This window comes from Isoptericola sp. NPDC055881, from assembly GCF_053615895.1.
Window position 1 is genome coordinate 1 of record NZ_JBSHCR010000067.1, and the last position, 23,660, is coordinate 23,660.

The following is a 23,660-nucleotide window of genomic DNA, read 5'->3' on the forward strand; positions in this document are numbered from 1 at the left end:
ATGTTTTTGTTTTATAACTTCTACAACACCACCACCCCCCACAACCACCTGTTCGGCGACAGCGGGTGTGGGTCAGGGGGTCGGGGGGTCAGGGGGTCGAGGGGGCGAGCTCGACGCCTGCGGCGGTCAGCTCCGCGCGGGCCTGCTCGCCCTGCTCCGGGCTCACGGGGATGGTGAGGTCGACCAGGACGCGGGTGGCGAGGCCGAGCCGGACGGCGTCGAGGGCCGTCCGCTTGACGCAGTGCGACTCGACCAGGCCGACGACGTCGACGGCCTCGATGCCGGCCTCTCGGAGGGCCTGCTCCAGGGTGCGGCCCTCGGCGTCGGTGCCCTCGAAGCCGGAGTAGCCGTGGGCGTACTGGCCCTTCCGCACGGACACGTCGGGCCCCAGGTCGGCGAGCGCGGGGTGCAGCTCGGCGTTCGGGGAGCCGGCGATGCCGTGCGGGGGCCAGGAGTCGACGAAGTCGGGGTGGTCGCTGAAGTGGTCGCCCGGGTCGATGTGCCAGTCCTGCGTGGTCACGACGATCTCGTACCGGTCGCGGTGGGCGGCGGCGTAGGCCGCGACGTCCTCGGCGACCTGGTTCCCGCCGTCCACGGCCAGCTCGCCGCCCTCGCAGAAGGTCGGCTGGACGTCGACGACGATCAGTGCGCGGGCCGGGCGGTCCGCGGGGGTGGTGCTCTCGCTCATGGGCCCACCCTGCCACCGTGAGGTGCCACGGGACATGTCATGGGACAGGTCATGGGACAGTGCCGGCCGCCGTGCCGTGTCGGGCGGGTCAGCAGTAACGGCCGCCAGCGGTGTCGGGACAGCGGAGCGGCTGGACCGACATCGTGCCGGCGGCGGGCCAGCCGCGGTCGTGGGCCAGAGGTGCCGGCGCCAGCGCGGGGGCCGGGGTCGCAGGAGCCAGGGCCGCGGGAGCCAGGTCCCGGGATGTCCCCGGCGAGGGCAGCTCCTCGCGCCGGAGGAACAGGCGTCGGACGTGCTCCGTGAACGACATGGCAGTCTCCCTTGACCGGCTCTTGGCGGGATCATGCCATTGCTGGGGTCCAGGTGTCGACGCGGCCCCGCCGGCGCAGCAGGATGAGGTCATGGCCCGGCACCTGCGCCGCTCCGCGGCGGTCGTCCTCCCCGTCCTGGGGCTGCTCCTCGTGGCGGGCGCGTGCAGCACCGGGGACGACGGGTCGCCGACCGCGTCGCGGACGTCCGCCTCGCCCGGGTCCGGGACGACGACGCCCGCGGCCGAGGCGGGACCCACGCCCGCCGCCGACGTCACGACCGTCGTCGACGGCCTCGACGTGCCGTGGGGCCTGGCCTCGCTGCCCGACGGAACCCTGCTGGTCAGCCAGCGCGACGAGGCCCGCCTGGTCGTCGTCGATCCCGACGGCGGTACGACGACGGACGTCACCGGTCCGGGCGCCGACGAGCTCGCGGCGCAGACCGCGCCGGACGGCGAGGGCGGGCTGCTCGGGGTGGCCCGCGACCCGGCGTCCGGCGACGTCTTCGTCTACCGGACCGGCGCGGACGACAACGCCGTGCTGCGCGGGACGCTCGACGGCACGTCCCTGGGCGGCCTCACGACCGTCCTCGCCGGCATCCCCCGCGCCGGGCACCACGACGGCGGCGCGCTGGCGTTCGGGCCGGACGGGTTCCTCTACGTCGGGACGGGCGACGCGGGTGACGGTGCCGCCTCGCAGGACCCGGGCTCGCTGGGCGGCAAGATCCTGCGCGTGACGACGGACGGCCAGCCGGCGCCCGGCAACCCCGACCCCGCGTCGCCGGTCTGGACGCTCGGGCACCGCAACGTCCAGGGCCTGGGGTGGGACCGCTCGGGGCGGATGTTCGCGAGCGAGTTCGGGCAGAACACCTGGGACGAGCTCAACGTGATCGAGCCGGGCGGCAACTACGGCTGGCCCGACGTCGAGGGGCCGGACGGCGCCGGGGACGGCACGGTCGCGCCCGTCGCGTGGTGGTCGCCGGACGAGGCGTCCCCCTCGGGGCTCGCGGTGACGGACGATGCCGTGTACCTCGCCGGGCTGCGCGGCGAGCGGCTGTGGCGGGTGCCGTTCGGCGGCACGGGCTCGGGCGCGAGCGAGGGCACGGGCGAGGGCACGGGCACGGACGAGGGCAAGGACGACGGCAAGAGCGGGCGGGTCGACGCCGACGGCAGCGTCCGGCCGCTGGGTGCGCCGCAGGCGCTGCTCGTCGAGCAGCTCGGGCGGTTGCGCAACGTCGCGCCCGTCGTCGCCGGGGGCGGGGACGCGGACGGGCTGTGGGTGCTGACCAACAACACCGACGGCCGGGGCACGCCCCGCGACGGCGACGACCGGCTGGTGCGCGTCGCCCTCCGGTGACCGGCCCCTACAATCGCGGGCGTGACCCACATCCTCTCCGCCGTGGCCTGGCCCTACGCCAACGGCCCGCGGCACATCGGCCATGTCGCCGGCTTCGGCGTTCCCTCCGACGTCTTCAGCCGGCACATGCGGATGGCGGGTCACGACGTGCTGATGGTCTCCGGCACCGACGAGCACGGGACGCCGATCCTCGTGCAGGCGGAGCAGGAGGGGGTGACCCCGCAGGAGCTCGCGGACCGCTACAACCGCGTCATCGTCGAGGACCTCACGTCCCTCGGGCTCTCCTACGACCTGTTCACGCGCACCACGACGCGCAACCACTACGCCGTCGTGCAGGAGATGTTCCGCACGGTGCACCAGAACGGCTACCTGGTCGAGAAGACCACGATGGGGGCGATCTCCCCGTCCACCGGCCGCACGCTGCCCGACCGCTTCATCGAGGGCACCTGCCCGATCTGCGGGTACGACGGCGCGCGCGGGGACCAGTGCGACAACTGCGGCAACCAGCTCGACCCGATCGACCTGAAGAACCCTCGCAGCCGCATCAACGGCGAGACGCCGAGGTTCGTCGAGTCGAACCACTTCTTCCTCGACCTCCCGGCGCTCGCCGACGCCCTGGGCGACTGGCTGCGCACGCGCACCGGGTGGCGGCCCAACGTGCTGAACTTCAGCCGCAACCTGCTCGACGACGTGCGCCCCCGCGCCATGACGCGCGACATCGACTGGGGCATCCCCGTGCCGCTGCCCGGGTGGCAGGAGAACCCCACCAAGCGGCTCTACGTGTGGTTCGACGCCGTCATCGGCTACCTGTCCGCGTCGATCGAGTGGGCGCGCCGCACCGGCGACCCGGAGGCGTGGCGCGCGTTCTGGACCGAGGAGACCGCCCGCTCCTTCTACTTCATGGGCAAGGACAACATCACCTTCCACTCCCAGATCTGGCCGGCCGAGCTGCTCGCCTACGACGGCAAGGGCTCTCGCGGCGGTGCGCCCGGGCCCTACGGCGCGCTGCAGCTGCCCACCGAGGTGGTCAGCTCGGAGTTCCTCAACGTGGAGGGCCAGAAGTTCTCCAGCTCGCGCGGCGTGGTCATCTACGTGCGCGACATGCTGGCCCGCTACCAGCCGGACGCGTTCCGCTACTACGTGGCCGCTGCCGGCCCGGAGAGCCAGGACGTGGACTTCACGTGGGACAGCTTCCTGCGCCGCACCAACGACGAGCTCGTCGCCGGGTGGGGCAACCTGGTGAACCGCACGGCGAGCATGGTGCACAAGAACTTCGGGCAGGTCCCGACGCCGGGCGAGCGGGCGGACGTCGACCGCGCCGTCCTCGAGACGACGGGCAAGGCGTTCGGCACCGTGGGCGGCCTCATCGGGTCCAACCGCCAGCGGGCGGCGATCGCGGAGGCCATGCGCGTCGTCGGCGACGTCAACCGGTACGTGTCCGAGACCGAGCCGTGGAAGCTCAAGACGGACCCCGACCGGCTCGCCACGGTGCTGCACACGGTCACGCAGGCCGTGAGCGACTGCAACACCCTGCTCAGCCCGTTCCTGCCGCACTCGGCGCAGCGGGTGCACGAGACGTTCGGCGGCACCGGGACGTTCGCGCCCCAGCCGCGCATCGACGAGGTCACCGATCTCGACGACGACTCGCGCACCTACCCGGTGATCACCGGCGACTACGCGTTCCCGGCGTGGGAGCCGCGCGCCGTCGTGCCGGGCACCGAGGTCGCGAAGCCCACGCCCGTGTTCACCAAGCTCGACGACTCGATCGTCGAGGAGGAGCTCGAGCGGTTGCGCGCGAAGGCCTGAGGGCGGGGCGCCGCCCCTGCCCAACTACGATGGGCCGCATGCCGGAGCGCGCGAAGACCTTCTACCTGACGACGCCGATCTACTACGTCAACGACGCCCCCCACATCGGGCACGCGTACACGACGGTCGCGGCCGACGTCGTCACGCGCTGGCACCGCCAGCGCCAGGAGGACGTCTGGTTCCTCACCGGGACGGACGAGCACGGGGAGAAGGTGCTGCGCACGGCCGAGGCGAACGGCGTCTCCCCCCAGGAGTGGGCGGACCGGCTCGTCGAGACGGCGTGGCAGCCGGTCCTGAAGACGCTCGACGTGCGCAACGACGACTTCATCCGCACCACCCAGGAGCGGCACGAGACCGCCGTCCAGACGTTCCTCCAGGACCTGTACGACAAGGGCGAGATCTACTCCGGGTCCTACGAGGGCCCGTACTGCGTGGGGTGCGAGGAGTACAAGCTCCCGGGCGACCTCGTCGACGGCACCGGCGACTACGAGGGGCAGAAGCTGTGCCCCATCCACCTCAAGCCGGTGGAGATGCTGGCGGAGGAGAACTACTTCTTCCGCATGAGCGCGTACGCCGAGCGCCTCCTCGCGCTGTACGAGGACGACCCCGAGTTCGTGCAGCCGGCCAGCGCGCGCAACGAGGTCATCGGCTTCGTGAAGCAGGGCCTGCAGGACCTGTCGATCTCGCGGTCCACGTTCGACTGGGGCATCCCGATCCCCTGGGACGACAAGCACGTGCTGTACGTGTGGTTCGACGCCCTGCTGAACTACGCGACCGCGGTCGGCTACGGCGCCGACGACGAGGCGGCGCGCGAGCGGTTCGCGCGGACCTGGCCGGCCGACGTCCACCTGGTCGGCAAGGACATCCTGCGGTTCCACGCCGTGATCTGGCCGGCGATGCTGATGGCCGCGGGGCTGCCGCTGCCGAAGCGGGTGTTCGCGCACGGCTGGTTGCTGGTGGGCGGCGAGAAGATGAGCAAGTCGCGCCTGACGGGAATCAAGCCGGACGACATCGTCGACACGTTCGGCTCCGATGCCTTCCGCTACTACTTCATGCGGACCATCGCGTTCGGCGGGGACGGCTCGTTCTCCTGGGAGGACATGGTCGCCCGGTACAACGGCGAGCTGGCCAACGGGTTCGGCAACCTCGCGTCCCGCACGGCGGCGATGATCGGCAAGTACTTCGGCGGCGCGCTGCCGACGGCCGGCCCGGCGACCGACCTGGAGAAGAACCTCGAGGCCGTCGCCGCGCGCGCCGTGACGGACGCCGAGGCGGCGATCGACCGCCTGGCCATCCATGACGCCGTCGGCGCCGCGTGGACGCTGGTGGACGCGACGAACGTGTACATCACCGAGACGCAGCCGTGGAAGGTCGCCAAGGAGGAGGGCGAGACCGACGCCGACGGCCGTGGGGTCGACGGCGGCCGGCTCGCGACGTCGCTCGTCACGGCGGCGGAGGCGCTGCGCTCCCTCGCCGTCCTGCTCAACCCGGTGACGCCGCAGGCGGCGCACGCGCTCTGGGACGCCCTGGGCGCGGAGAGCAGCCTGGGCGCGCTGGACGCGCAGCCGGTGGCGAGCGCGGCGAGCTTCGGCGTCCTGCCGGCCGGCGCGACCGTGACGAAGGGTGCGGCGCTCTTCCCGCGTCTCGCCGACGACGCCTGATCGTGGGGCGCAAGCGCGAGCGCGGGTTCCCGGCGGACCCGGAGCCGCTGCCTGTCCCCGTCGCGGACAACCACACGCACCTCGACGCGATCGCCGGTGTGCTGCCGGACGACGTCGCGGTGCCGACGGTCGAGGAGCACCTCGCGCGCGCCGCGGCGGCGGGGGTCGACCGCGTGGTGCAGGTGGGCTGCGACCTGCCCGGCATCGACTGGACGGTCGAGCTGCTCGGAACCGAGGCCGGGGCGGGGGCCGGAGCAGGGACCGGGGTGCTCGCGGCCGTCGCGATCCACCCGAACGAGGCGGTGCTGCACGCCGGCGTGCGGGAGGTGGGCCCGGACGGTCTGGAGCCCGACCCCGCCCCGCACCACGCCGTCGCGCTCGACGACGCCCTCGCCCGGGTGGCCGACGTCGCGCGCGCCCACGACCGCGTCCGCGCGATCGGCGAGACCGGGATGGACCTGTTCCGCACAGGACCGCAGGGCGAGCGCGTGCAGCGCGAGGCGTTCCGCGCGCACGTCGCGCTCGCCAAGGAGCTCGGCCTGGCGCTGCAGATCCACGACCGGGACGCGCACGCGCAGGTGATCGACGTCCTGCTGGCCGACGGCGCCCCCGAGCGCACGGTGTTCCACTGCTACTCGGGCGACGAGGAGATGGCCGCCCTGGCGGCGGAGCACGGGTGGTTCCTGTCGTTCGCCGGCCCCGTGACGTACCCGCGCAACGACCACCTGCGCGCCGCCCTGCGGACGGTGCCGCTGGAGCTGGTGCTGGTCGAGACGGACGCGCCGTACCTCCCGCCGCACCCGTACCGCGGCCAGCCGAACGCCCCGTACGTCGCGGCGCACACGGTGCGGGCGATGGCCGCGGTCCTGGAGCGCCCGCTGGACGACGTCTGCCGGGCCGTCTCGGCCACGTCCGAACGCGTCTACGGCGCCTGGTGAGCCGGGGCGGCGAGCGGGGCGCGAGCAGGTCGGGGCTTCCCCCGAGGTCACGGTTCCGTTACGGTCTGGTGCTCGTGCGGAGAACCAGGGCGAAGCGGGCGTCGGACGTGGCGGCGACCGGTCCGTCGTCCCCGCGCCGCGGGCCGCTGACCGGTCCCGCGCGGCACGTCGTGCACGGCGTCGTCGTCGTCGCGCTGCTGGGCAGCACCGCCGCCGTCGCGCACGCGCACAAGTCCATGACGATCGACTACGACGGCCGTGTCGTGACCGTCGACGCGTACGGCACGACCGTCGCGGAGGTGCTGCGCTCCCACCACATCACCCCCGGCCCGGACGACCTGGTCCAGCCGGCGGCGTCGTCCGCGGCCCGGAACGGCGGCGAGGTCGTCGTGCGCTCCAGCCGCGACGTCACGGTGGAGATCGACGGCGAGGTCACGACCTTCCCGACGACGGCGCACACGGTGGGCGAGCTGCTGGCCGCGCTCGGCCCGCGCGGCGCCGACGCGGTGACGTCGGCGTCCCGCACGGCCCCGCTCGACCGCGCACCCGTGCGCGTGTCGACCATGAAGACGGTCCAGGTCGCCGTGGACGGGCTCGTCCTGCCGATCCGCACCTCGCAGGCCACGGTGCGCGACGTGCTGTCCACCGCGGGCATCACGCTCGGCAAGCAGGACCGCACGTCGGTGCCGCTCGGCGCGGCCGCCGTGGACGGCATGGTCGTGATGGTCAGCCGGGGCGACACGGACGCCGACCGCGTCACCGAGGTCATCCCGTTCAAGACCGAGCGTGTCGAGTCCGCCGAGCTGCCGAAGGGGTACGAGGTGGTCCGCACGGCCGGGGTGCCCGGCGAGCGCGTCACGACGTACGAGGTGCACACGCTCGACGGCGCCGAGGTGCAGCGCACGGTGCTGGACCGCGAGGTGACGCGCGAGCCCGTCGACGAGGTGGTCGTGGTGGGCACGCTGGAGGTCTCCACGGCGACCCCCGACCCGGGCTCGGCGAAGGCGATCGGCAAGGCCATGGCCGCCGAGCGCGGCTGGGGCGACGACCAGTACGTCTGCCTCGAGAAGCTGTGGGACAAGGAGTCCGGCTGGCGCTGGAACGCCGAGAACGCGTCGAGCGGGGCGTACGGCATCCCGCAGGCGCTGCCGGGCACGAAGATGGCGACCGCCGGGGCGGACTGGCGGACCAACCCGTCGACGCAGATCGAGTGGGGTCTGGGCTACATCGCCGGCCGCTACGGCACGCCGTGCGGGGCGTGGAGCCACTCCGTGTCGGTCGGCTGGTACTGAGCCCAGGGGCCGGCGGGGGGCCTGTGAGTCGGGTCACCTCACCCGTCCAGACTTTTCGGACGGCACCGGACAGACGCGGGCATCCGTAGCACATCCGGGCTTGGCCGATAGTCACGATCCGGTTACGGTCTTCGGAGCCACCGGATCGACCTCGGCCCCGACCGCCAGTCGGGAGCCCGCCGTCGTGGCCGGATCGCACGACGACTGGACCTGTGTGAACTCCTCGAACGAGACTCCCCATCCCTCGGCCGAGTCGACGCCCGAGGCGTCCGATTCCGGCACCACGACCGCCACGCGCCGCCGTCGGCTCCCGCTGATCGCGGGCCTCGCGGCAGGCGCCCTCGTCCTCGCCGGTGGCGCGGCCACCGCCTACGAGACCGCGCGCAAGAGCGTCACGCTCGACGTCGACGGCCAGACGCAGACCCTCCAGACCTTCTCCGGCTCCGTGGCCGGCCTGCTCGACGCCCAGGGCGTCGAGGTCGGCGAGCGTGACTCCGTCACCCCCGGCACGGACGCCGCCCTGCGCGACGGCTCCCAGGTCGTCGTGCGGTCCGGGCACCAGCTCACGGTCGACGTCGACGGCCAGCAGGACGACGTGTGGGTCACGGCGCTCGACGCCGAGGAGGCCCTGCGCGGCCTCGACGCACGCGGCTCCGACGTCTCCCTCGTCGCGTCCCGCTCCGGCGACCGCGCGTCGCTGCCCCTCCAGCTCGACGCCAACCAGCCGGTCGCCGTGGTCGCCGACGGCACCACCACGGTGGTCGACGACGGCTCCGTCGGCCTCGACGCGATCCTCCAGGGCCTCGGCCTGACCGTCGACAAGGACGACCACGTCTTCGTCGAGAGCCAGGCCGCCAAGACCGAGGGCGACCCCGCGGTGCGCATCGTCATCGAGCGCGTCGACACCAAGAAGGTCACCAAGAAGGTCGCGGTGGACCACAAGTCGCGCACCGAGCAGGACGACGACCGGTACGCCGACCTGGGCAGCAAGGTCACCCAGGAGGGCAAGGACGGCGAGCGCACCCTCACCTACCGCGTGACCACGGTCGACGGCGACGTCGTCGCCAAGAAGAAGCTCTCGGACAAGGTGACCACCAAGCCGGTCACCGAGATCGTCGTCGAGGGCACCAAGGCCCGGCCCGAGCCGGAGCCCGAGCCGGAGCCGGAGCCCGCGACCACGTCGAGCAGCAGCTCGTCCTCCGGGTCGTCGTCGAGCGGGTCGTCGAGCGGGTCGTCCAGCGGCACGTCGCTCGGCTCCGCGCCCGCGGGCGTGTGGGCGGACCTGGCCCAGTGCGAGTCCGGGGGCAACCCGGCGACCAACACGGGCAACGGCTACTACGGCCTGTACCAGTTCTCGCTGCAGACGTGGCAGGCGCTGGGCGGCAGCGGGCTGCCGTCGGAGAACTCGGCTGCCGAGCAGACCCGGATCGCCAAGAAGCTCCAGGCCCAGTCGGGCTGGGGCCAGTGGCCCGGCTGCGCGGCGAAGCTCGGCCTGCTCTGAGCTGAGTCGAACAAGGCCCGTCGGCCGACCCTGTCGCAGGGTCGGGCGGCGGGCCTTCGTCCGTCCCAGGGTCGGGGGCGCGGCCGGCGGCTCCGCCGCGGCGACCGTGGTGCTCGTCACGACCGCGCCGCGGGATTAGGTTCTCAATAACGAATCGGTTACGGTCGTGTGTCCCGCAGGCGAGCCGCACCGTTCAGGTGTATGGGCCGCGACGGGAAGACCGCCGGATCGGTGGGTCGGTACTCGGCGCCTCAGGGCGCGGAGGCCGGGAGCGAGGCGCGACCGCGCCGCCCCGGTGCGTGACGGGTCGTCGAGGCCCGCCCTCGACGACCGTGCCCGGACAGCACGACGACTGGACTCTCGTGACCCGCACCCCTCAGACCTCTCCTGTGCCCGCCGTGCCGGCCCCCGAGCCTGCGGCGCCGGCCACGACCGCCCCGAGCCATCGCCGCCGCTGGCCCCTCGTGGCCGCCGCGACGGCTGCAGCGGTCGCCGTCGCCGGCGGGGCCGTCGCCTACGCCGACGCCCGCAAGACCGTGACGCTCGACGTCGACGGCGCCGTGCGCACCGTCACCTCCTACTCCGGCTCCGTCGACGACCTGCTGACGTCGCAGGGCGTCGTCGTCGGCGACCGCGACCTCGTGACCCCCGCCGCGGGCGACGAGCTCGAGGACGGCGCCGACATCGTGGTCCGCTCCGGCAAGGAGCTCACGCTCCAGGTGGACGGCAAGCAGGACGACGTGTGGGTCACCGCGCTCGACGCGGACGAGGCGCTGGACACCCTCACCGCCCGGGGTGGCGACGTGCGGATCGTCGCGTCCCGCTCGGGCGACCGCGCCACGCTGCCCGTGGACGTCGACACCGACGGCCCGGTGGCCGTCGTGCACGACGGCACCACGGACGTCGTCGAGGGCGCGGACGACGTCGCGGGCGTGCTGCACCAGGCCGACGTCGACCTCGGCGCCAAGGACCGCGTGCAGGTGACCGGCACCGCCAACCCCGACGTGAAGAAGGGCGTGACGGCCGCGGTCGCGAAGCAGGAGAAGCAGGCCGGCAAGGCCACCGCGACGACCGAGGAGGTCGCCTCGACCGAGCAGGCCGCGGACGCCCCCGCCACGCCGCAGGTGGCCGTCGTCGTCCAGCGCGTCGAGACCAAGAAGGTCACGACCACGAAGGCGATCGCCCACGGCACCAGGACCAAGACGTCGGACGACCGGTACTCCGACCTCGACGCCAAGGTCGCGAAGCAGGGCAAGGACGGCGAGCGCACGATCGTCCGCCAGGTCACCACGGTCGACGGCAAGGTCGTCAAGAAGACCAAGCTCTCCGACAAGGTCACCGCCAAGCCCGTGACCCGCGTGCTGGTGAAGGGCACGAAGGAGCGTCCGGAGGAGCCGGCGGCTGCCACGACCACGACGTTCTCGGGCTCGACCCGGTCGATCGGCCAGCAGATGGCCGCGGCCCGCGGGTGGTCCGGCTCGGAGTGGACGTGCCTCGAGTCGCTGTGGACCAAGGAGTCGGGCTGGAGCGCCTCGGCGTCCAACCCGTCGTCCGGCGCCTACGGCATCCCGCAGGCGCTGCCCGGCTCGAAGATGGTGTCGGCCGGCTCGGACTGGCAGACCAACCCCGCCACGCAGATCGAGTGGGGCCTCGGCTACATCGCCGACGTGTACGGCACGCCGTGCGGCGCCTGGGGCCACTCGGAGTCGGTCGGCTGGTACTGAGACCCGGGTCGGCTTCGCTCGGCTTCGGTCGGCTTCGACCGGCTTCGACCGGCTTCGACCGGCACGGTGCGTGCCGCCGAATAGACTCGGCCCCATGACCCACACCCCTGGCGCCCTGCTCGGCCCTGCGGAGATCCGCGAGCTGGCAGGGCGCCTCGGCGTGCGCCCCACCAAGACGCTCGGGCAGAACTTCGTGCACGACGGCGGCACGGTGCGCAAGATCGTGCGCGCCGCCGGGCTGACGCCGGGGGAGCGGGTCGTCGAGATCGGACCGGGCCTGGGGTCCCTGACGCTCGGGCTGCTCGAGGCGGGCGCGTCCGTCGTCGCCGTCGAGATCGACCGGGTGCTCGCGGGGCAGATCACCGAGACGGTGCGGCGGCACGCTCCCGACGCGGACTTCGAGGTGGTCCCCGCCGACGCCCTCGAGGTGACGGAGCTGCCGGGCGAGCCGCCGACTGCGCTCGTCGCGAACCTGCCGTACAACGTCGCCGTGCCGGTGCTGCTCACCTTCCTCCAGCGGTTCCCGACCCTGGAGCGCGTGCTCGTGATGGTGCAGGCGGAGGTCGCGGACCGGCTCGCCGCCGGGCCGGGGTCGCGCACCTACGGCGTGCCCTCGGTCAAGGCGGCCTGGTACGCGGACACGCGCCGGTCGCTCAACGTCAGCCGGCACGTGTTCTGGCCCGAGCCCAACGTGGACTCCGCGCTCGTGTGGCTGGAGCGTCGTGACCCGCCGGTCACGACCGCCACCCGCGAGCAGGTGTTCGCCGTCGTCGACGCCGCGTTCGCGCAGCGGCGCAAGACGCTGCGCGCCGCCCTGTCGGGCACGTTCGGCTCGGGCGCCGCCGCCGAGGAGGCGCTGCGCGCCGCAGGCGTCGACCCCGGGCTGCGGGGGGAGCGCCTCGGCGTGGAGGACTTCGCGCGGATCGCCGAGCAGCTTCCGGTCGCTGCTGGCACGGTGGACGCGTGACGCACCTCGCCGCCGCTCCGTCGCCGTCGGTCCGCGTGCGCGCGCCGGGGAAGGTGAACCTGTCGCTGCGTGTCGGCGCGGTGCAGGACGACGGGTACCACCCGCTGGCGACGATCTTCCAGGCCGTGGCGCTCTACGAGGAGGTCACCGCCACCCAGGTGCCCGAGGGAGCCGGCGTGACGATCACCGTGGACGGACCTCAGGCCGACCGGGTGCCGGTGGACGAGTCGAACCTCGCCTGGCGGGCGGCGGTGGCCCTGGCTCAAAGGGTCGGGGCGACGCCGGACGTGGCGCTGCACCTGGCCAAGGGGGTCCCGGTGGCCGGCGGCATGGCGGGCGGCTCGGCCGACGCCGCCGCGACGCTCGTCGCGTGCGACGCGCTGTGGCAGACCGGCATGAGCCGCCACGACCTGGCGGCGATCGCCGCCGAGCTCGGCTCCGACGTCCCCTTCGCTCTCCTCGGGCACACCGCCGTCGGCACCGGCCGGGGACACCTGCTGACGCCGGCGATGACGCGCGGCGAGTTCCACTGGGTGTTCGCCACCCAGGAGGAGGGGCTGTCCACGCCCGCCGTGTACGGCCGCTTCGACGAGCTCGCGGACGACGACGGCAGCGCGCCGGCCGACCCGAGCCTCGCGGAGGACAACGGGCTCATGCAGGCGCTGCGCGCCGGTGACGCGCACGCCCTCGGGCGCGCGCTCCACAACGACCTCGAACCTGCCGCGCTGTCCCTCCGGCCTGAGCTGGAGCGCACGCTCGCCGTCGCCCGGGACGCAGGCGCGCTCGGCACTCTCGTGTCCGGGTCCGGGCCCACCGTGGCGGCGCTCGCCCGGTCGCGCCAGCACGCGCTCGCCGTCGCCGCGTCCTGGACGGCCGAGGGTGCCGCCGACGCCGTCTGGTGCACCTCCGGCCCCGCGCAGGGCGCCCGCCTCCTGCCCTGACCGCCGACACCGGTCCCGCGCGAGCCACCGCGAGGTAGTTCAGGCTCACCGCGAGGTAGTTCTGTGGGCGGCGAGGTAGTGCGGGGACCGGTCAGGTAGTAGGGCCCACCGCGAGGTAGTTGATACCTCCGCGGGGTAGTGCGAGGAGCGGTGAGGTAGTTGGGACCTACGCGAGGTAGTCCTGCGGGCGGTGAGGTAGTTCAGGTCTCCGCGAGGTAGTTCGCGTCCCTCGCGACGCGGACTACCTCGCGGAGGTCTCCACTACCTCGCGGGGACCTGGACTACCTCGCGGGGACCTGGACTACCTCGCGGTCAGAGGTGCTTGGACAGCCAGGCCAGCGTCGGGGCGAAGCGGTAGCCCTGGCCGCCCTCGTGCCGGTTGTAGGGGTAGACGTCGATCGCCTTGTCCGGGGTGGTGTCACCGTGCGCGCCCCACTGGTTGTAGGCGGCGTAGACGGTCGACGGCGGGCACACGTCGTCCCGCAGAGCCGTGGAGAACAGACCGGCGGCGCGGGCGCGGCGGGCGAACGAGACGCCGTCCAGGTAGGAGAACGTGCGCCAGACGGCGTCCTCGTGCTCCCGGTGCACCGACAGGTACTGCGTGATCTCCGCGTACGGGAACGCGTCCGAGATCTGCACGGCGCGGCGGTAGTGGCACAGGAACGGCACGTTGGGGGCCGCGGCCGCGACGTCCGGCACGAGGCCCGCGACGGCGATGGCGATGCCGCCGCCCTGGCTCGTGCCGGTGACGGCCACACGCGCCGGGTCGATGCCGGCGACCTGGCGGACGGCGTCCACGGCCCGCACGCCGTCGGTGAAGACGCGCCGGTAGTAGTGGTCGTGCGGGTCGAGCACGCCGCGCGTCATGAAGCCGGGGGAGGCGGGGCCGCTGCCCACCGGGTCGGGGGTGTCGCCGCCGTGGCCCCAGCCCGAGCCCTGGCCGCGGGTGTCCATGACGAGGTGCGCGTACCCCGCCGCCGCGACGCCCAGGTGGTCGTGCGCGAGGCCGCGGCCGCCGCCGTACCCGACGAACTCGACGACGGCCGGCAGGGGGCCGTCGATGGCGGCGTCGTGGCGTGCGGGCCGGGTCAGCCAGGCCTTGACCGGCTGGCCACCGAAGCCGGGGAAGGTCACGTCGTCCACGACGAGCTCCGTCAGCCCGGTGTCCACGCGCTCCAGCACGGGCGCGTCGTCGTGCGCGCGGCTCTCGGCCAGGGTCCGCGACCAGAACTCGTCGAAGTCGGCGGGCTCGTCGATCAGGGGGACGTACGCCTCGAGCTCGGGCACGGGCAGGTCGAACTGCGCCATCGGGTTCCTCCGGACTTCCTGCGGCACTGCGGTGTCGGAGTGCACTGTAGTGGCCGGACGGCGACCACGGAGAACGCTTCCCCGCGCCGGACGTCTACGCTGCAACCGTCGGACGGACGAGGTGAGGGACACGGTGCGTCGCGGGACCAATCTGCCGCGGGTGGGCGACTTCAACCAGATGGTGGTGCTCGACCAGGTGCGGCGAGCGCCGGACGGGACGAGCCGCAGCGAGCTCGCCGCCGGGACAGGGCTGTCCCTGCAGGCGGTCTCGAACATCGTGGCGCGGCTGATCGCGCACGGCTATGTCGTGGAGGGCGAGCGGCGGTCCACGGGCCGCGGCAAGCCCCGCACGATGCTGTACCTCGACCCTCGGGGCGCGTACGCGCTGGGCACGCACATCGACCCCGTGGTCGTGACCTCGGTGCTGGTGGACCTCGACGGCCGGACGCTGGAGAAGGTCGTGGAGCCCACCCCGGCCGGGCCGGAGGCCGTCGCGGAGGCGGTCGCCGCGGCCACGGACGCGATGCTCCGGCGCGCCGGCGTGGACCGGGAGGCGGTGCTCGGCCTGGGCGTGGCCGCGCCCGGCCCCGTGGACCTGAACGCGGGCACGGTGCTGCGGCCGCCGCTGCTGGACGGCTGGGGCGAGGTGCCCGTGCGGGACCTCCTGGCGGCCGCGACCGGCTTCGACGTCGTGCTCGACAAGGACGTGTCGGCGGCGATGGTCGCCGAGCTGTGGCGCGGCAACCGGATGCAGCGCGGCACGTCGCTGTTCTTCTACTCAGGCTTCGGCGTGGCCGTCGCGGTCGCGCACGACGGCGAGCTGCTCACGGGCTCGACGCGGAACGCGGGGGAGGTGGGCCACCTCGTGGTCGACAACGACGGCCCGCTGTGCGGCTGCGGCAGCCGCGGGTGCATCGGGGTCTCCGCGGCGCCCGCCACGCTCGTCGCCGAGGCCGTCGCGAGCGGCGTCCTGCCGCCGGACACCCCGGCGTCCTCGCCCCGCGAGCTCGACGCCGCGCTCACGACGCTGTGCCGGCACGCTGCGGACGGCGACGCCGTCGCGGCGGGGATCCTCGAGGTGTCGGCGCGGCGGGTGGCCCGGGGGATCACGGTCGTGGCGGACCTGATGGACGCCGGGGTGGTGGTGTTCGGCGGGCCGGCGTGGGCGCGCCTGGCCCCGCACTACCTGCCGGTGGTGCGGCGGGAGCTGACCCTGCAGGCGACGTTGCGGGAGGTGCACGCCGTCGAGGTGCTGGGCTCTGCCGTGGGGGACCACGTCGGCGCGGTGGGCGCCGCCAGCCTGGTCCTGGACGGCCTGTTCTCGCCCCGCCCGTCCGACCTCGTCGGCGCGACGCCGCCGGGCGCGGTCGTCCGCTCGTAGCCCGTCCCGCTCGAGTCTCGACAGGTTCCCGCCCGGTTCGCGGGAGATTTCCGGTCGATCCGTGCCACAGGGTGCGCCTGCGCCCTTGACAGCATTAACTCAATTCGCTTGAGTTAATCGCGTCAGCCGGCCCGGCGTCGTCGGGCCACTCATGTGGGCAAAGGAGCACCATGCGACTGGCACGACCCCTCGCCGCGAGCACCGCGGTCACGGCACTCGTCCTCGCCCTCGCAGCCTGCGGCTCGGGGGGCAGCGGCGGCGAAGACGGTGACGCGACGATCAAGATCGCCTACCAGAAGTTCGGCAACTTCACGCAGGCCGACGAGCTGTTCAAGGACGTCAAGGCCGAGTACGAGAAGGAGAACCCCGACGTCACGATCGAGCTCGTGCCGATCGAGGCCAGCCAGAACGACTACTTCACCAAGCTCGCGCTGATGAACCGGGCGCCCGCCACGGCCCCCGACCTCATGTACGAGGACACGTTCATGATCAAGTCCGACGTCGAGGCGGGGTACCTGCTGCCGATGGACGACTACCTCGCCGACTGGGAGGACTGGGGCCAGTTCGTGGACCAGGCCAAGCAGGCCGGCCTGGGCGACGACGGCAAGACGTACGGCGTCCCCATGGGCACCGACACCCGCGGGCTCTGGTTCAACAAGGACGTGCTCGCCAAGGCCGGGCTGCCGGACGACTGGGCACCGAAGTCCTGGGACGAGCTGCTCGAGGCCGCGCGCGCCATCAAGAAGGCCGAGCCGGACGTCATCCCGCTCAACGTCTACTCCGGCAAGCCGATGGGCGAGGGGTCGACGATGCAGGGCTTCGAGATGCTGCTCTACGGCACGGGCGGCACGCTCTACGACACCGACTCCGCGAAGTGGGTGGTCGGGTCGCAGGAGTTCGTGGACTCGCTCGACTTCATCAAGACCATCTACACCGAGGGCCTTGCCCCCACGCCGCAGCAGGCGCTCGACCCGAACGTGGGCAACACGGTCTCGGCGGAGTGGCTGCCGAAGGGCAAGCTGGGCATCTCGCTCGACGGCTCGTGGATGCCGGGCACGTGGCTCAAGGAGGGCACGGCGCCGTGGCCCGAGTGGACGGACGTCATGGGCACCGCCGCCATGCCGACCCAGGACGGCCAGGCGCCCGGCGCGGTCAGCATGTCCGGCGGGTGGACGATGGCGATCGGCGCCGGGTCGAAGAACCCCGACGTGGCGTTCGACGTCCTCACCCACGCCCTCGACAAGGAGAACTCGCTGCGGTTCGCGATCGACAACAGCCAGATCGCGGTGCGCAAGGACGTCGCGGCGGAGCCCTCGTACTCCGAGGCGAACCCGACGGTGCCGTTCTTCTCCGACCTCGTCGGCGTGACGAACTTCCGCCCGGCCACGTCCGACTACGCGCAGATCTCCAACGCGATCCAGGTCGCGATGGAGTCGGTGATGACCGGCCAGAAGTCGCCCGAGGAGGCCGCCGCGACCTACGACAAGGCCGTCGTCTCCCAGGTCGGCGAAGAGAACACGACGAACGGCTGACGACGTGACCGCCCTCGCCCCCGCGCCGTCCGCGGCGCCGGGCGCGGGGCCGTCGACGGTGCGGCGCACTCCGGTGCGCCGCACCGCCGGCCGCCTCGTGCCGCTGCTCCCCGCCGTCGTCCTGCTCGCGCTGTTCATGCTCGGGCCGGTCGTCTGGTCGTTCTACGGCTCGTTCACGAACGCGGCCCTGACGGGCCCGGCCGCCGCCAACCCCGAGTGGGTGGGCCTGGACAACTACGTCCAGCTGCTCGGCGACCCGGACTTCCCGAAGGCGCTGTGGCTCACGGTGCTCTTCGTCATCGCGTCCGCGGTGATCGGGCAGAACGTCGCCGGCCTGGGCCTCGCGATGCTCATGCGCTCCGCCCTCAAGCCCGTCCGCGCGGTCGTCTCGACGCTCGTCGTGACGGCGTGGGTGCTGCCGGAGATCGTCGCCGCGTTCGCCGCCTACGCGTTCTTCCACGCGGACGGCACGCTGAACTCCCTGCTCGCCGGCGTCGGGATCGCCGGCCCGGACTGGCTGTTCGACCACCCGATGCTCGCCGTCATCCTCGCGAACGTCTGGCGCGGCACGGCGTTCTCGATGATGGTCTACGCCGCCGCCATCGCGGAGGTGCCGCCCGAGATCACCGAGGCGGCCACGGTCGACGGCGCCAACGGCGTCCAGCGGCTCGTGTGGGTCACGCTGCCCACCATCCGGCGCAGCATCTCCACCAACCTCATGCTCACGACGCTGCAGACCCTCTCGGTGTTCACCCTCATCTACGTGATGACGGGCGGCGGCCCCGGCACGGACAGCTCGACGCTGCCGATCCTCGCCTACCAGGAGGCGTTCAAGTTCGCCCAGGTCGGCTACGGCACCGCGATCGCCACCGTGATGCTGATCATCGGCGCCGTCTTCTCCGTCGTGTACATCCGCAGCCTGAAGCCGGAGGTCGACTGATGGCCCAGACCGTCCCCGCGCCCTCGCCGGTGCCCGACGTCGTCGCCCCGCCCGTGCGACGACGGACCTCCCCGTCCGTCGCCGCACCCGGGCCGCGCGCCGCCCGTGCCCTGTCGAACGTCGTCCTCCTCGTCGTCGGGCTGTGCTTCCTGCTGCCGCTCGGCTGGATCGTGCTCGCGTCCCTCGACGCGAACGCCACCCTCGCCGTCGGCCTGCCGGAGACGTTCACGCTCGCCAACTTCACCGCCGTCATGACCCCCGAGCAGACGTGGGTGCCGCTGACGAACGCGTTCGTCCTGTCCGCCGGCACCGGCCTGATCACCGTGGTGGCGTCCGTGCTCGCGGCGTACCCGCTGTCGCGCTACCGGATGCGCTTCAACAAGCCGTTCATGTACGCCGTCCTCTTCGGCACCTGCCTGCCGATCACGGCCATGATGGTGCCGGTCTACTCGCTGTTCGTGAAGCTCAACCTGCTCGACTCGCTCCCCGGCACCACGTTCTTCATGGCGGCGACGTCGCTGCCCATGGCGATCTGGATGACGAAGAACTTCATGGACTCCGTGCCGATCTCCCTCGAGGAGGCGGCCTGGACCGACGGCGCGTCGGCCATGACGACGCTGCGCACCATCGTCCTGCCGCTCATGCGGCCCGGCATCGCCGTCGTGTTCATCTTCGTGTTCATCCAGGCCTGGGGAAACTTCTTCGTCCCCTTCGTGCTGCTGCTGACCCCCGAGAAGCAGCCGGCAGCCGTGAGCATCTTCGCGTTCTTCGGCCAGTACGGCTCCGTGGCCTACGGCCAGCTCGCGGCGTACTCGATGCTCTACTCCATCCCCGCGGTCGCGCTCTACGTGCTCGTCTCGCGGCTCTCCGGCTCGTCGTTCGCGCTCGCCGGAGCCGTCAAGGGCTGACTCCGCCCTGACCTGTCCCACCGTCCCACCCCTCACCAGGAGCCTGATCCATGCACGACACCACCACCCGCACCACCATGCGTCTCGAGCGCTTCGTGAAGGACTGGCTGGAGCCCGCCGTCCTGCGCGAGACCCGGCCGCTCGACGTCGAGGCGTGGACCGTCGGCGGGGAGCCGGTGCCGTTCGACGAGGCCTCCCGGGCCACGTACGCGCCGTTCGCGATCGGCACCCCCTGGGGGCGCCCGTGGGACACCACCTGGTTCCACGTCACCGGTGCCGTCCCCGCGGGGTGGGCCGGGGACGCCGCACCCGCGGGCACGCGAGTGGAGCTCGTCGTCGACCTCGGTTTCACGGGCGCCGGCCCCGGCTTCCAGGCCGAGGGCACCGCCTGGACCCCGGACGGCCGGATCATCAAGGCCGTCGAGCCCCGCAACAAGCACGTGCCGCTCGTGGCCGGGCAGGCGCTCGACGCCGACGGTCGCGTCGACCTCTACGTCGAGGCGGCGGCCAACCCCGACGTGCCGGGCGGCGCCTGGACGCGACCGACGCGGATGGGCGCCTGGGACACGTCCGGCCCCGACCCGATCTACGCGCTGCGCACCATGCACCTCGCGCTCGTCGACGAGACCACCTGGGAGCTGCTCCAGGACGTGCGCGCCCTGCACGGCCTGGTGCGCGTGCTGCCCGGCAGCACGCCGCGCGCGGCCGAGGTGCTGCGGGCGCTGGAGGACATGCTCGACGCCGTCGACCCGGACGACGTGGCCGGCACCGCCGCCGCGGGCCGGGCGGCGCTCGCGGGCGCCCTGGCCAGCCCCGCCGCCGCGTCCGCGCACCGCGTGCACGCCGTCGGGCACGCGCACATCGACTCCGCGTGGCTGTGGCCCACGCGCGAGACCGTGCGCAAGTGCGCGCGCACGTTCTCCAACGTGCTGGCGCTGATGGACGAGGACCCGGACGTGAAGTTCGCGTGCTCGTCGGCGCAGCAGTACTCGTGGGTGCAGGAGCACTACCCCGAGCTGTTCGAGCGGATCCGCGAGCGGGTGCGTGAGGGCCGGTTCGTGCCGGTGGGCGGCATGTGGGTCGAGTCCGACACCAACATGCCCGGCGGCGAGGCGCTGGCGCGCCAGCTCGTGGCCGGCAAGCGGTACTTCATCGAGGAGCTGGGCGTGGAGCCCAAGGAGGTGTGGCTGCCCGACTCCTTCGGCTACACCGCCGCGCTGCCGCAGCTCGCCCGGCTCGCGGGCAGCGACAACTTCCTCACGCAGAAGATCTCGTGGAACGACACGAACACGATGCCGCACCACACCTTCTGGTGGGAGGGCATCGACGGCAGCCGCGTCTTCACGCACTTCCCGCCCGTGGACACGTACAACTCGGACCTGTCGGCCGAGGAGCTGGCGCGCGCCGAGCGCCAGTACGCCGAGAAGGGCCGCGCCAACACGTCGCTCGTGCCGTTCGGGTTCGGCGACGGTGGCGGCGGCCCCACCCGCGAGATGGTGGCCGCCGCGCGCCGCACGCACGACCTCGAGGGGTCCCCGCGCGTCGAGCTGTCCGACTCGCAGGCCTTCTTCGACGCCGCGCGCGCCGAGTACGCCGCCCCGCCCACGTGGACCGGGGAGATGTACCTCGAGTACCACCGCGGCACGTACACCTCGCAGGCCCGGACCAAGCGCGGCAACCGGCGCAGCGAGCACCTGCTGCGCGAGGCCGAGCTGTGGGCCGCCACCGCTGCCGTGCGGACCGGGGCCGAGTACCCGGCCGAGCGGCTCCAGCGGCTGTGGCGCACCGTGCTGCTGCAGCAGTTCCACGACATCCTGCCCGGGTCGTCCATCGCCTGGGTGCACCGCGAGGCGGAGCGCAACTACGCCGAGGTGGCGCGCGAGCTCGAGGAGATCGTGGCCGACGCGCTCCGCGCACTGGTGGGCGACGGGGACCGCCCCGTCGCCGTCAACGCGGGCCCGTTCGCGCGCGACGGCGTCGCGGGGCTCGGCGCCACGGCGCTGGACGCGGCGCGCGGCGCGGGCACGGTGACCCCGGTGTCCGGTCCGGCGGGCGACGCGGACGGCTGGGTGCTGGAGAACGACCTGGTGCGCGTCGTCGTCGACGCCGCCGGGCACGTGGTGTCCGCCGTCGACCGGGCGAGCGGGCGCGAGGCGATCCTGCCCGGCGCGCGCGGGAACCTGCTCCAGCTGCACCGCGACGTCCCCAACGAGTGGGAGGCGTGGGACATCGACGAGCACTACCGCCGCAGCACCACGGACGTCACGGACGTGGCGAAGATCGAGGTCGTCACGACCGACGCCGGCCCGGCGCTGCGCGTGCTGCGCGAGGTCGGTGCGTCGCGCATCGAGCAGGACCTGGCCCTGCCGGTCGACGGTCGGGGGCTGCAGATCACGACGCGCGTCGACTGGCACGAGCGGCAGAAGCTCCTCAAGCTCGCGTTCCCCCTGGACGTGCGGGCCGAGCGCGCGACGTCAGAGATCCAGTTCGGGCACGTGCACCGGCCGACGCACGTCAACACGTCGTGGGACCACGCGCGGTTCGAGACGGTCGCGCACCGGTGGGTGCACGTCGCCGAGCCCGGCTTCGGGGTGGCCGTCGCGAACGACTCCACCTACGGGCACGACATCACGCGCACCCGGGCCGACGACGCGACCGACGCGCAGGGCGCCCGCGGCACCACCGTGCGGCTCTCGCTGCTGCGCGCGCCGATGTTCCCCGACCCCGACGCCGACCAGGGCGAGCACGAGCTGCGCTGCGAGCTCGTCGTCGGGGCCGGCATCGACGACGCCATCCGGGCGGGCTACGCGCTGAACCTGCCCGAGCGCGTCGTCACGGGCGACCACGGCGTGGAGCCGCTGGTCGTCGTGGACGACGACGCCGTCGTCGTCGAGGCCGTCAAGCTCGCCGAGGACGGCAGCGGCGACGTCGTCGTGCGCCTCTACGAGAGCCGCGGCGGCCGCGCGCGCACCCGGTTCACGCCGGGGTTCGCGCACACCGGGGTCGTCGTGACCGACCTGCTGGAGCGGCCGCTGGACGCCGCGCAGCGCGACGGTGACGACGTGCTCCTCGAGCTGTCCCCGTTCCAGGTGGTCACGCTGCGCGTGCGCCGCTGAGACCCGAGCACCACCGAGCGAAGGAGAGACGATGAGGTTCACCAGAGCAGTCGGTACGGTCGCCGCGCTGGCGTGCGCGCTGGGAGCGGCCGCCGCCGCCCCCGCGTCCGCGGACGTCGACACGGGACGGCACGGCGTCTCGCCGCGCACGCAGGAGGCGCGCGCGGTGGCCAGCTACGAGGCCATGCAGGAGCACCTGTACGCCGACGACGGGTCGTCGCTGTACCTGGAGCACTACCCGAGCAAGGCGGACGACCGGACGTACTCGTTCGAGTGGCCGTTCTCGCAGGCGCACATCGCCACGCTCGACCTCGCGGGCATCCCGGGCCGCACCGGCCGCGGGTTCGCCGACGACCTCGCCGACCGCGGCGTCGGGCAGGAGCGGTTCTGGAACGCCGGCGGCGGCACGACGGGCCTGCCCGGCTACGACTCCTACCCGCGGGCGCCGTACGGCGGCGGGGGCGACATGTTCTACGACGACAACGAGTGGGTGGCGCTCGCCAAGGTGCAGCAGTACCTGGACACGGGCGACGACGCGGCGCTCGACCGCGCCGAGGAGATCTTCGACCTCGTGGCGTCGGGGTGGGACACCGACCCGACCCACCCGGCGCCGGGCGGCGTGTTCTGGACGCAGGCGACGTGGAGCACCGACCGCAACACCGTCTCCACGATGCCGGGCGCACAGCTCGCCACGCGGCTGTACCTGATCACCGGGGACGCCGACTACCTGCGCTGGGCCGAGCGGATGACGGACTGGACCGACCGCTACCTGCTGGCCCCGGACGGGCTGTACTGGGACAACATCAAGCTCGACGGGTCGATCGACAAGACCCACTGGTCCTACAACCAGGGCGTGCCGGTGGGCACGTACACCCTGCTGTACCAGGCCACGGGCAAGGCGGAGTACCTGCGCAAGGCCGAGGCGATCGCGCAGGCGTCGTACCAGTACTACGTCACCGAGGGCCGCCTCGACGGGCAGCCCATGTTCTTCAACTCCATCTGGTTCAAGAACCTCCTGCTGCTGGAGTCGGTGACCGGCGGGCACACCTACCGGGACGCGATGGCGGCCTACGCGGACGCGCAGTGGCGTGACGTGCGCGACCCCGAGACCGGGCTGTTCCCGGCCGACGGCGAGACCACCGAGCTGCTGGGCCAGGCGGCGATGGTGCAGATCTACGCCACGCTCGCGTGGCCGCGCGGCAAGGCGTCGATCCTGTACTGACGCCGTTGCGTCCTTCGAGGACGCTCTGCCGAGCGCGAGCTGCCGCGCCGTCCGACCTGTCTCTTATACAC

At 73.0% G+C, this 23,660-nt stretch carries 17 protein-coding genes; 15 read left to right on the plus strand and 2 right to left on the minus strand.

Annotated elements, in window-relative coordinates; translation table 11 throughout:
- Positions 1 to 88: 88 nt before the first annotated feature.
- Positions 89 to 688, minus strand: coding sequence for an isochorismatase family protein (locus ACWGKI_RS17080; protein WP_452188553.1), 600 nt, complete (start codon positions 686 to 688; stop codon positions 89 to 91).
- Between the two features lie 401 nt (positions 689 to 1,089).
- On the opposite strand from ACWGKI_RS17080, the gene ACWGKI_RS17085 reads away from it, so the two are divergent.
- From ACWGKI_RS17085 to ACWGKI_RS17125, 9 genes are all read left to right on the plus strand, one after another.
- On the plus strand, positions 1,090 to 2,352 hold the full coding sequence (locus ACWGKI_RS17085; RefSeq protein ID WP_452188555.1) for a PQQ-dependent sugar dehydrogenase: 1,263 nt from the start codon (positions 1,090 to 1,092) through the stop codon (positions 2,350 to 2,352).
- 21 nt (positions 2,353 to 2,373) lie between these two features.
- Positions 2,374 to 4,158 carry a methionine--tRNA ligase gene (gene metG / locus ACWGKI_RS17090; protein WP_452188557.1) on the plus strand — a complete coding sequence of 595 codons (1,785 nt, stop codon included), beginning with the start codon at positions 2,374 to 2,376 and terminating at the stop codon, positions 4,156 to 4,158.
- A 38-nt stretch (positions 4,159 to 4,196) separates the two neighbouring features.
- On the plus strand, positions 4,197 to 5,819 hold the full coding sequence (gene metG, locus ACWGKI_RS17095) for a methionine--tRNA ligase (protein ID WP_452188559.1): 1,623 nt from the start codon (positions 4,197 to 4,199) through the stop codon (positions 5,817 to 5,819).
- Positions 5,820 to 5,821: 2 nt separating this feature from the next.
- Positions 5,822 to 6,757 (plus strand): TatD family hydrolase, encoded by a 936-nt coding sequence (locus ACWGKI_RS17100; protein WP_452188561.1) that lies wholly within the window; start codon positions 5,822 to 5,824, stop codon positions 6,755 to 6,757.
- A 74-nt stretch (positions 6,758 to 6,831) separates the two neighbouring features.
- On the plus strand, positions 6,832 to 8,049 hold the full coding sequence (locus ACWGKI_RS17105) for an aggregation-promoting factor C-terminal-like domain-containing protein (protein ID WP_380244834.1): 1,218 nt from the start codon (positions 6,832 to 6,834) through the stop codon (positions 8,047 to 8,049).
- A 184-nt stretch (positions 8,050 to 8,233) separates the two neighbouring features.
- Positions 8,234 to 9,550, plus strand: coding sequence for a transglycosylase family protein (locus ACWGKI_RS17110; protein ID WP_452188563.1), 1,317 nt, complete (start codon positions 8,234 to 8,236; stop codon positions 9,548 to 9,550).
- A 362-nt stretch (positions 9,551 to 9,912) separates the two neighbouring features.
- Entirely contained in the window at positions 9,913 to 11,274 is a 1,362-nt protein-coding gene (locus tag ACWGKI_RS17115; protein ID WP_452188565.1) for an aggregation-promoting factor C-terminal-like domain-containing protein, read from the plus strand.
- Positions 11,275 to 11,368: 94 nt separating this feature from the next.
- Entirely contained in the window at positions 11,369 to 12,241 is an 873-nt protein-coding gene (gene rsmA, locus ACWGKI_RS17120) for a 16S rRNA (adenine(1518)-N(6)/adenine(1519)-N(6))-dimethyltransferase RsmA (RefSeq protein ID WP_380244270.1), read from the plus strand.
- On the plus strand, positions 12,238 to 13,182 hold the full coding sequence (locus ACWGKI_RS17125; RefSeq protein WP_380244271.1) for a 4-(cytidine 5'-diphospho)-2-C-methyl-D-erythritol kinase: 945 nt from the start codon (positions 12,238 to 12,240) through the stop codon (positions 13,180 to 13,182). The genes rsmA and ACWGKI_RS17125 overlap by 4 nt, the downstream gene beginning before the upstream one ends.
- A gap of 312 nt (positions 13,183 to 13,494) precedes the next feature.
- Here the strand turns inward: ACWGKI_RS17125 and ACWGKI_RS17130 are convergent, their stop codons facing one another.
- Positions 13,495 to 14,490 carry an acetylxylan esterase gene (locus ACWGKI_RS17130; RefSeq protein ID WP_452188568.1) on the minus strand — a complete coding sequence of 332 codons (996 nt, stop codon included), beginning with the start codon at positions 14,488 to 14,490 and terminating at the stop codon, positions 13,495 to 13,497.
- A 160-nt stretch (positions 14,491 to 14,650) separates the two neighbouring features.
- Here ACWGKI_RS17130 and ACWGKI_RS17135 point away from each other — a divergent pair, with 160 nt between their 5' ends.
- The 6 genes from ACWGKI_RS17135 (at position 14,651) to ACWGKI_RS17160 (ending at position 23,589) form a co-directional block, all read left to right on the plus strand.
- Positions 14,651 to 15,871 (plus strand): ROK family transcriptional regulator, encoded by a 1,221-nt coding sequence (locus tag ACWGKI_RS17135; protein WP_380244273.1) that lies wholly within the window; start codon positions 14,651 to 14,653, stop codon positions 15,869 to 15,871.
- A gap of 170 nt (positions 15,872 to 16,041) precedes the next feature.
- Positions 16,042 to 17,403, plus strand: a complete 1,362-nt coding sequence (locus tag ACWGKI_RS17140) for an ABC transporter substrate-binding protein (protein ID WP_452188570.1) — start codon at positions 16,042 to 16,044, stop codon at positions 17,401 to 17,403.
- Between the two features lie 4 nt (positions 17,404 to 17,407).
- Complete coding sequence (locus ACWGKI_RS17145) at positions 17,408 to 18,343, plus strand: carbohydrate ABC transporter permease (RefSeq protein ID WP_452188572.1); 936 nt, start codon at positions 17,408 to 17,410, stop codon at positions 18,341 to 18,343.
- Positions 18,343 to 19,251, plus strand: a complete 909-nt coding sequence (locus ACWGKI_RS17150; protein ID WP_380244276.1) for a carbohydrate ABC transporter permease — start codon at positions 18,343 to 18,345, stop codon at positions 19,249 to 19,251. The genes ACWGKI_RS17145 and ACWGKI_RS17150 overlap by 1 nt, the downstream gene beginning before the upstream one ends.
- A gap of 50 nt (positions 19,252 to 19,301) precedes the next feature.
- Positions 19,302 to 22,367, plus strand: a complete 3,066-nt coding sequence (locus ACWGKI_RS17155) for an alpha-mannosidase (RefSeq protein ID WP_380244277.1) — start codon at positions 19,302 to 19,304, stop codon at positions 22,365 to 22,367.
- Between the two features lie 31 nt (positions 22,368 to 22,398).
- Positions 22,399 to 23,589, plus strand: coding sequence for a glycoside hydrolase family 76 protein (locus ACWGKI_RS17160; RefSeq protein WP_452188575.1), 1,191 nt, complete (start codon positions 22,399 to 22,401; stop codon positions 23,587 to 23,589).
- Positions 23,590 to 23,660 lie beyond the last annotated feature (71 nt).

Excerpts from the sequence above, each read along its gene's own strand:
- ACWGKI_RS17080 (WP_452188553.1), bottom strand. The coding sequence starts at position 688 with ATGAGCGAGAGCACCACCCCCGCGGACCGCCCGGCCCGCGCACTGATC.
- ACWGKI_RS17085 (WP_452188555.1), top strand. The coding sequence starts at position 1,090 with ATGGCCCGGCACCTGCGCCGCTCCGCGGCGGTCGTCCTCCCCGTCCTG.
- metG (WP_452188559.1), top strand. The coding sequence starts at position 4,197 with ATGCCGGAGCGCGCGAAGACCTTCTACCTGACGACGCCGATCTACTAC.
- rsmA (WP_380244270.1), top strand. The coding sequence starts at position 11,369 with ATGACCCACACCCCTGGCGCCCTGCTCGGCCCTGCGGAGATCCGCGAG.
- ACWGKI_RS17130 (WP_452188568.1), bottom strand. The coding sequence starts at position 14,490 with ATGGCGCAGTTCGACCTGCCCGTGCCCGAGCTCGAGGCGTACGTCCCC.
- ACWGKI_RS17140 (WP_452188570.1), top strand. The coding sequence starts at position 16,042 with ATGCGACTGGCACGACCCCTCGCCGCGAGCACCGCGGTCACGGCACTC.
- ACWGKI_RS17150 (WP_380244276.1), top strand. The coding sequence starts at position 18,343 with ATGGCCCAGACCGTCCCCGCGCCCTCGCCGGTGCCCGACGTCGTCGCC.
- ACWGKI_RS17155 (WP_380244277.1), top strand. The coding sequence starts at position 19,302 with ATGCACGACACCACCACCCGCACCACCATGCGTCTCGAGCGCTTCGTG.
- ACWGKI_RS17160 (WP_452188575.1), top strand. The coding sequence starts at position 22,399 with ATGAGGTTCACCAGAGCAGTCGGTACGGTCGCCGCGCTGGCGTGCGCG.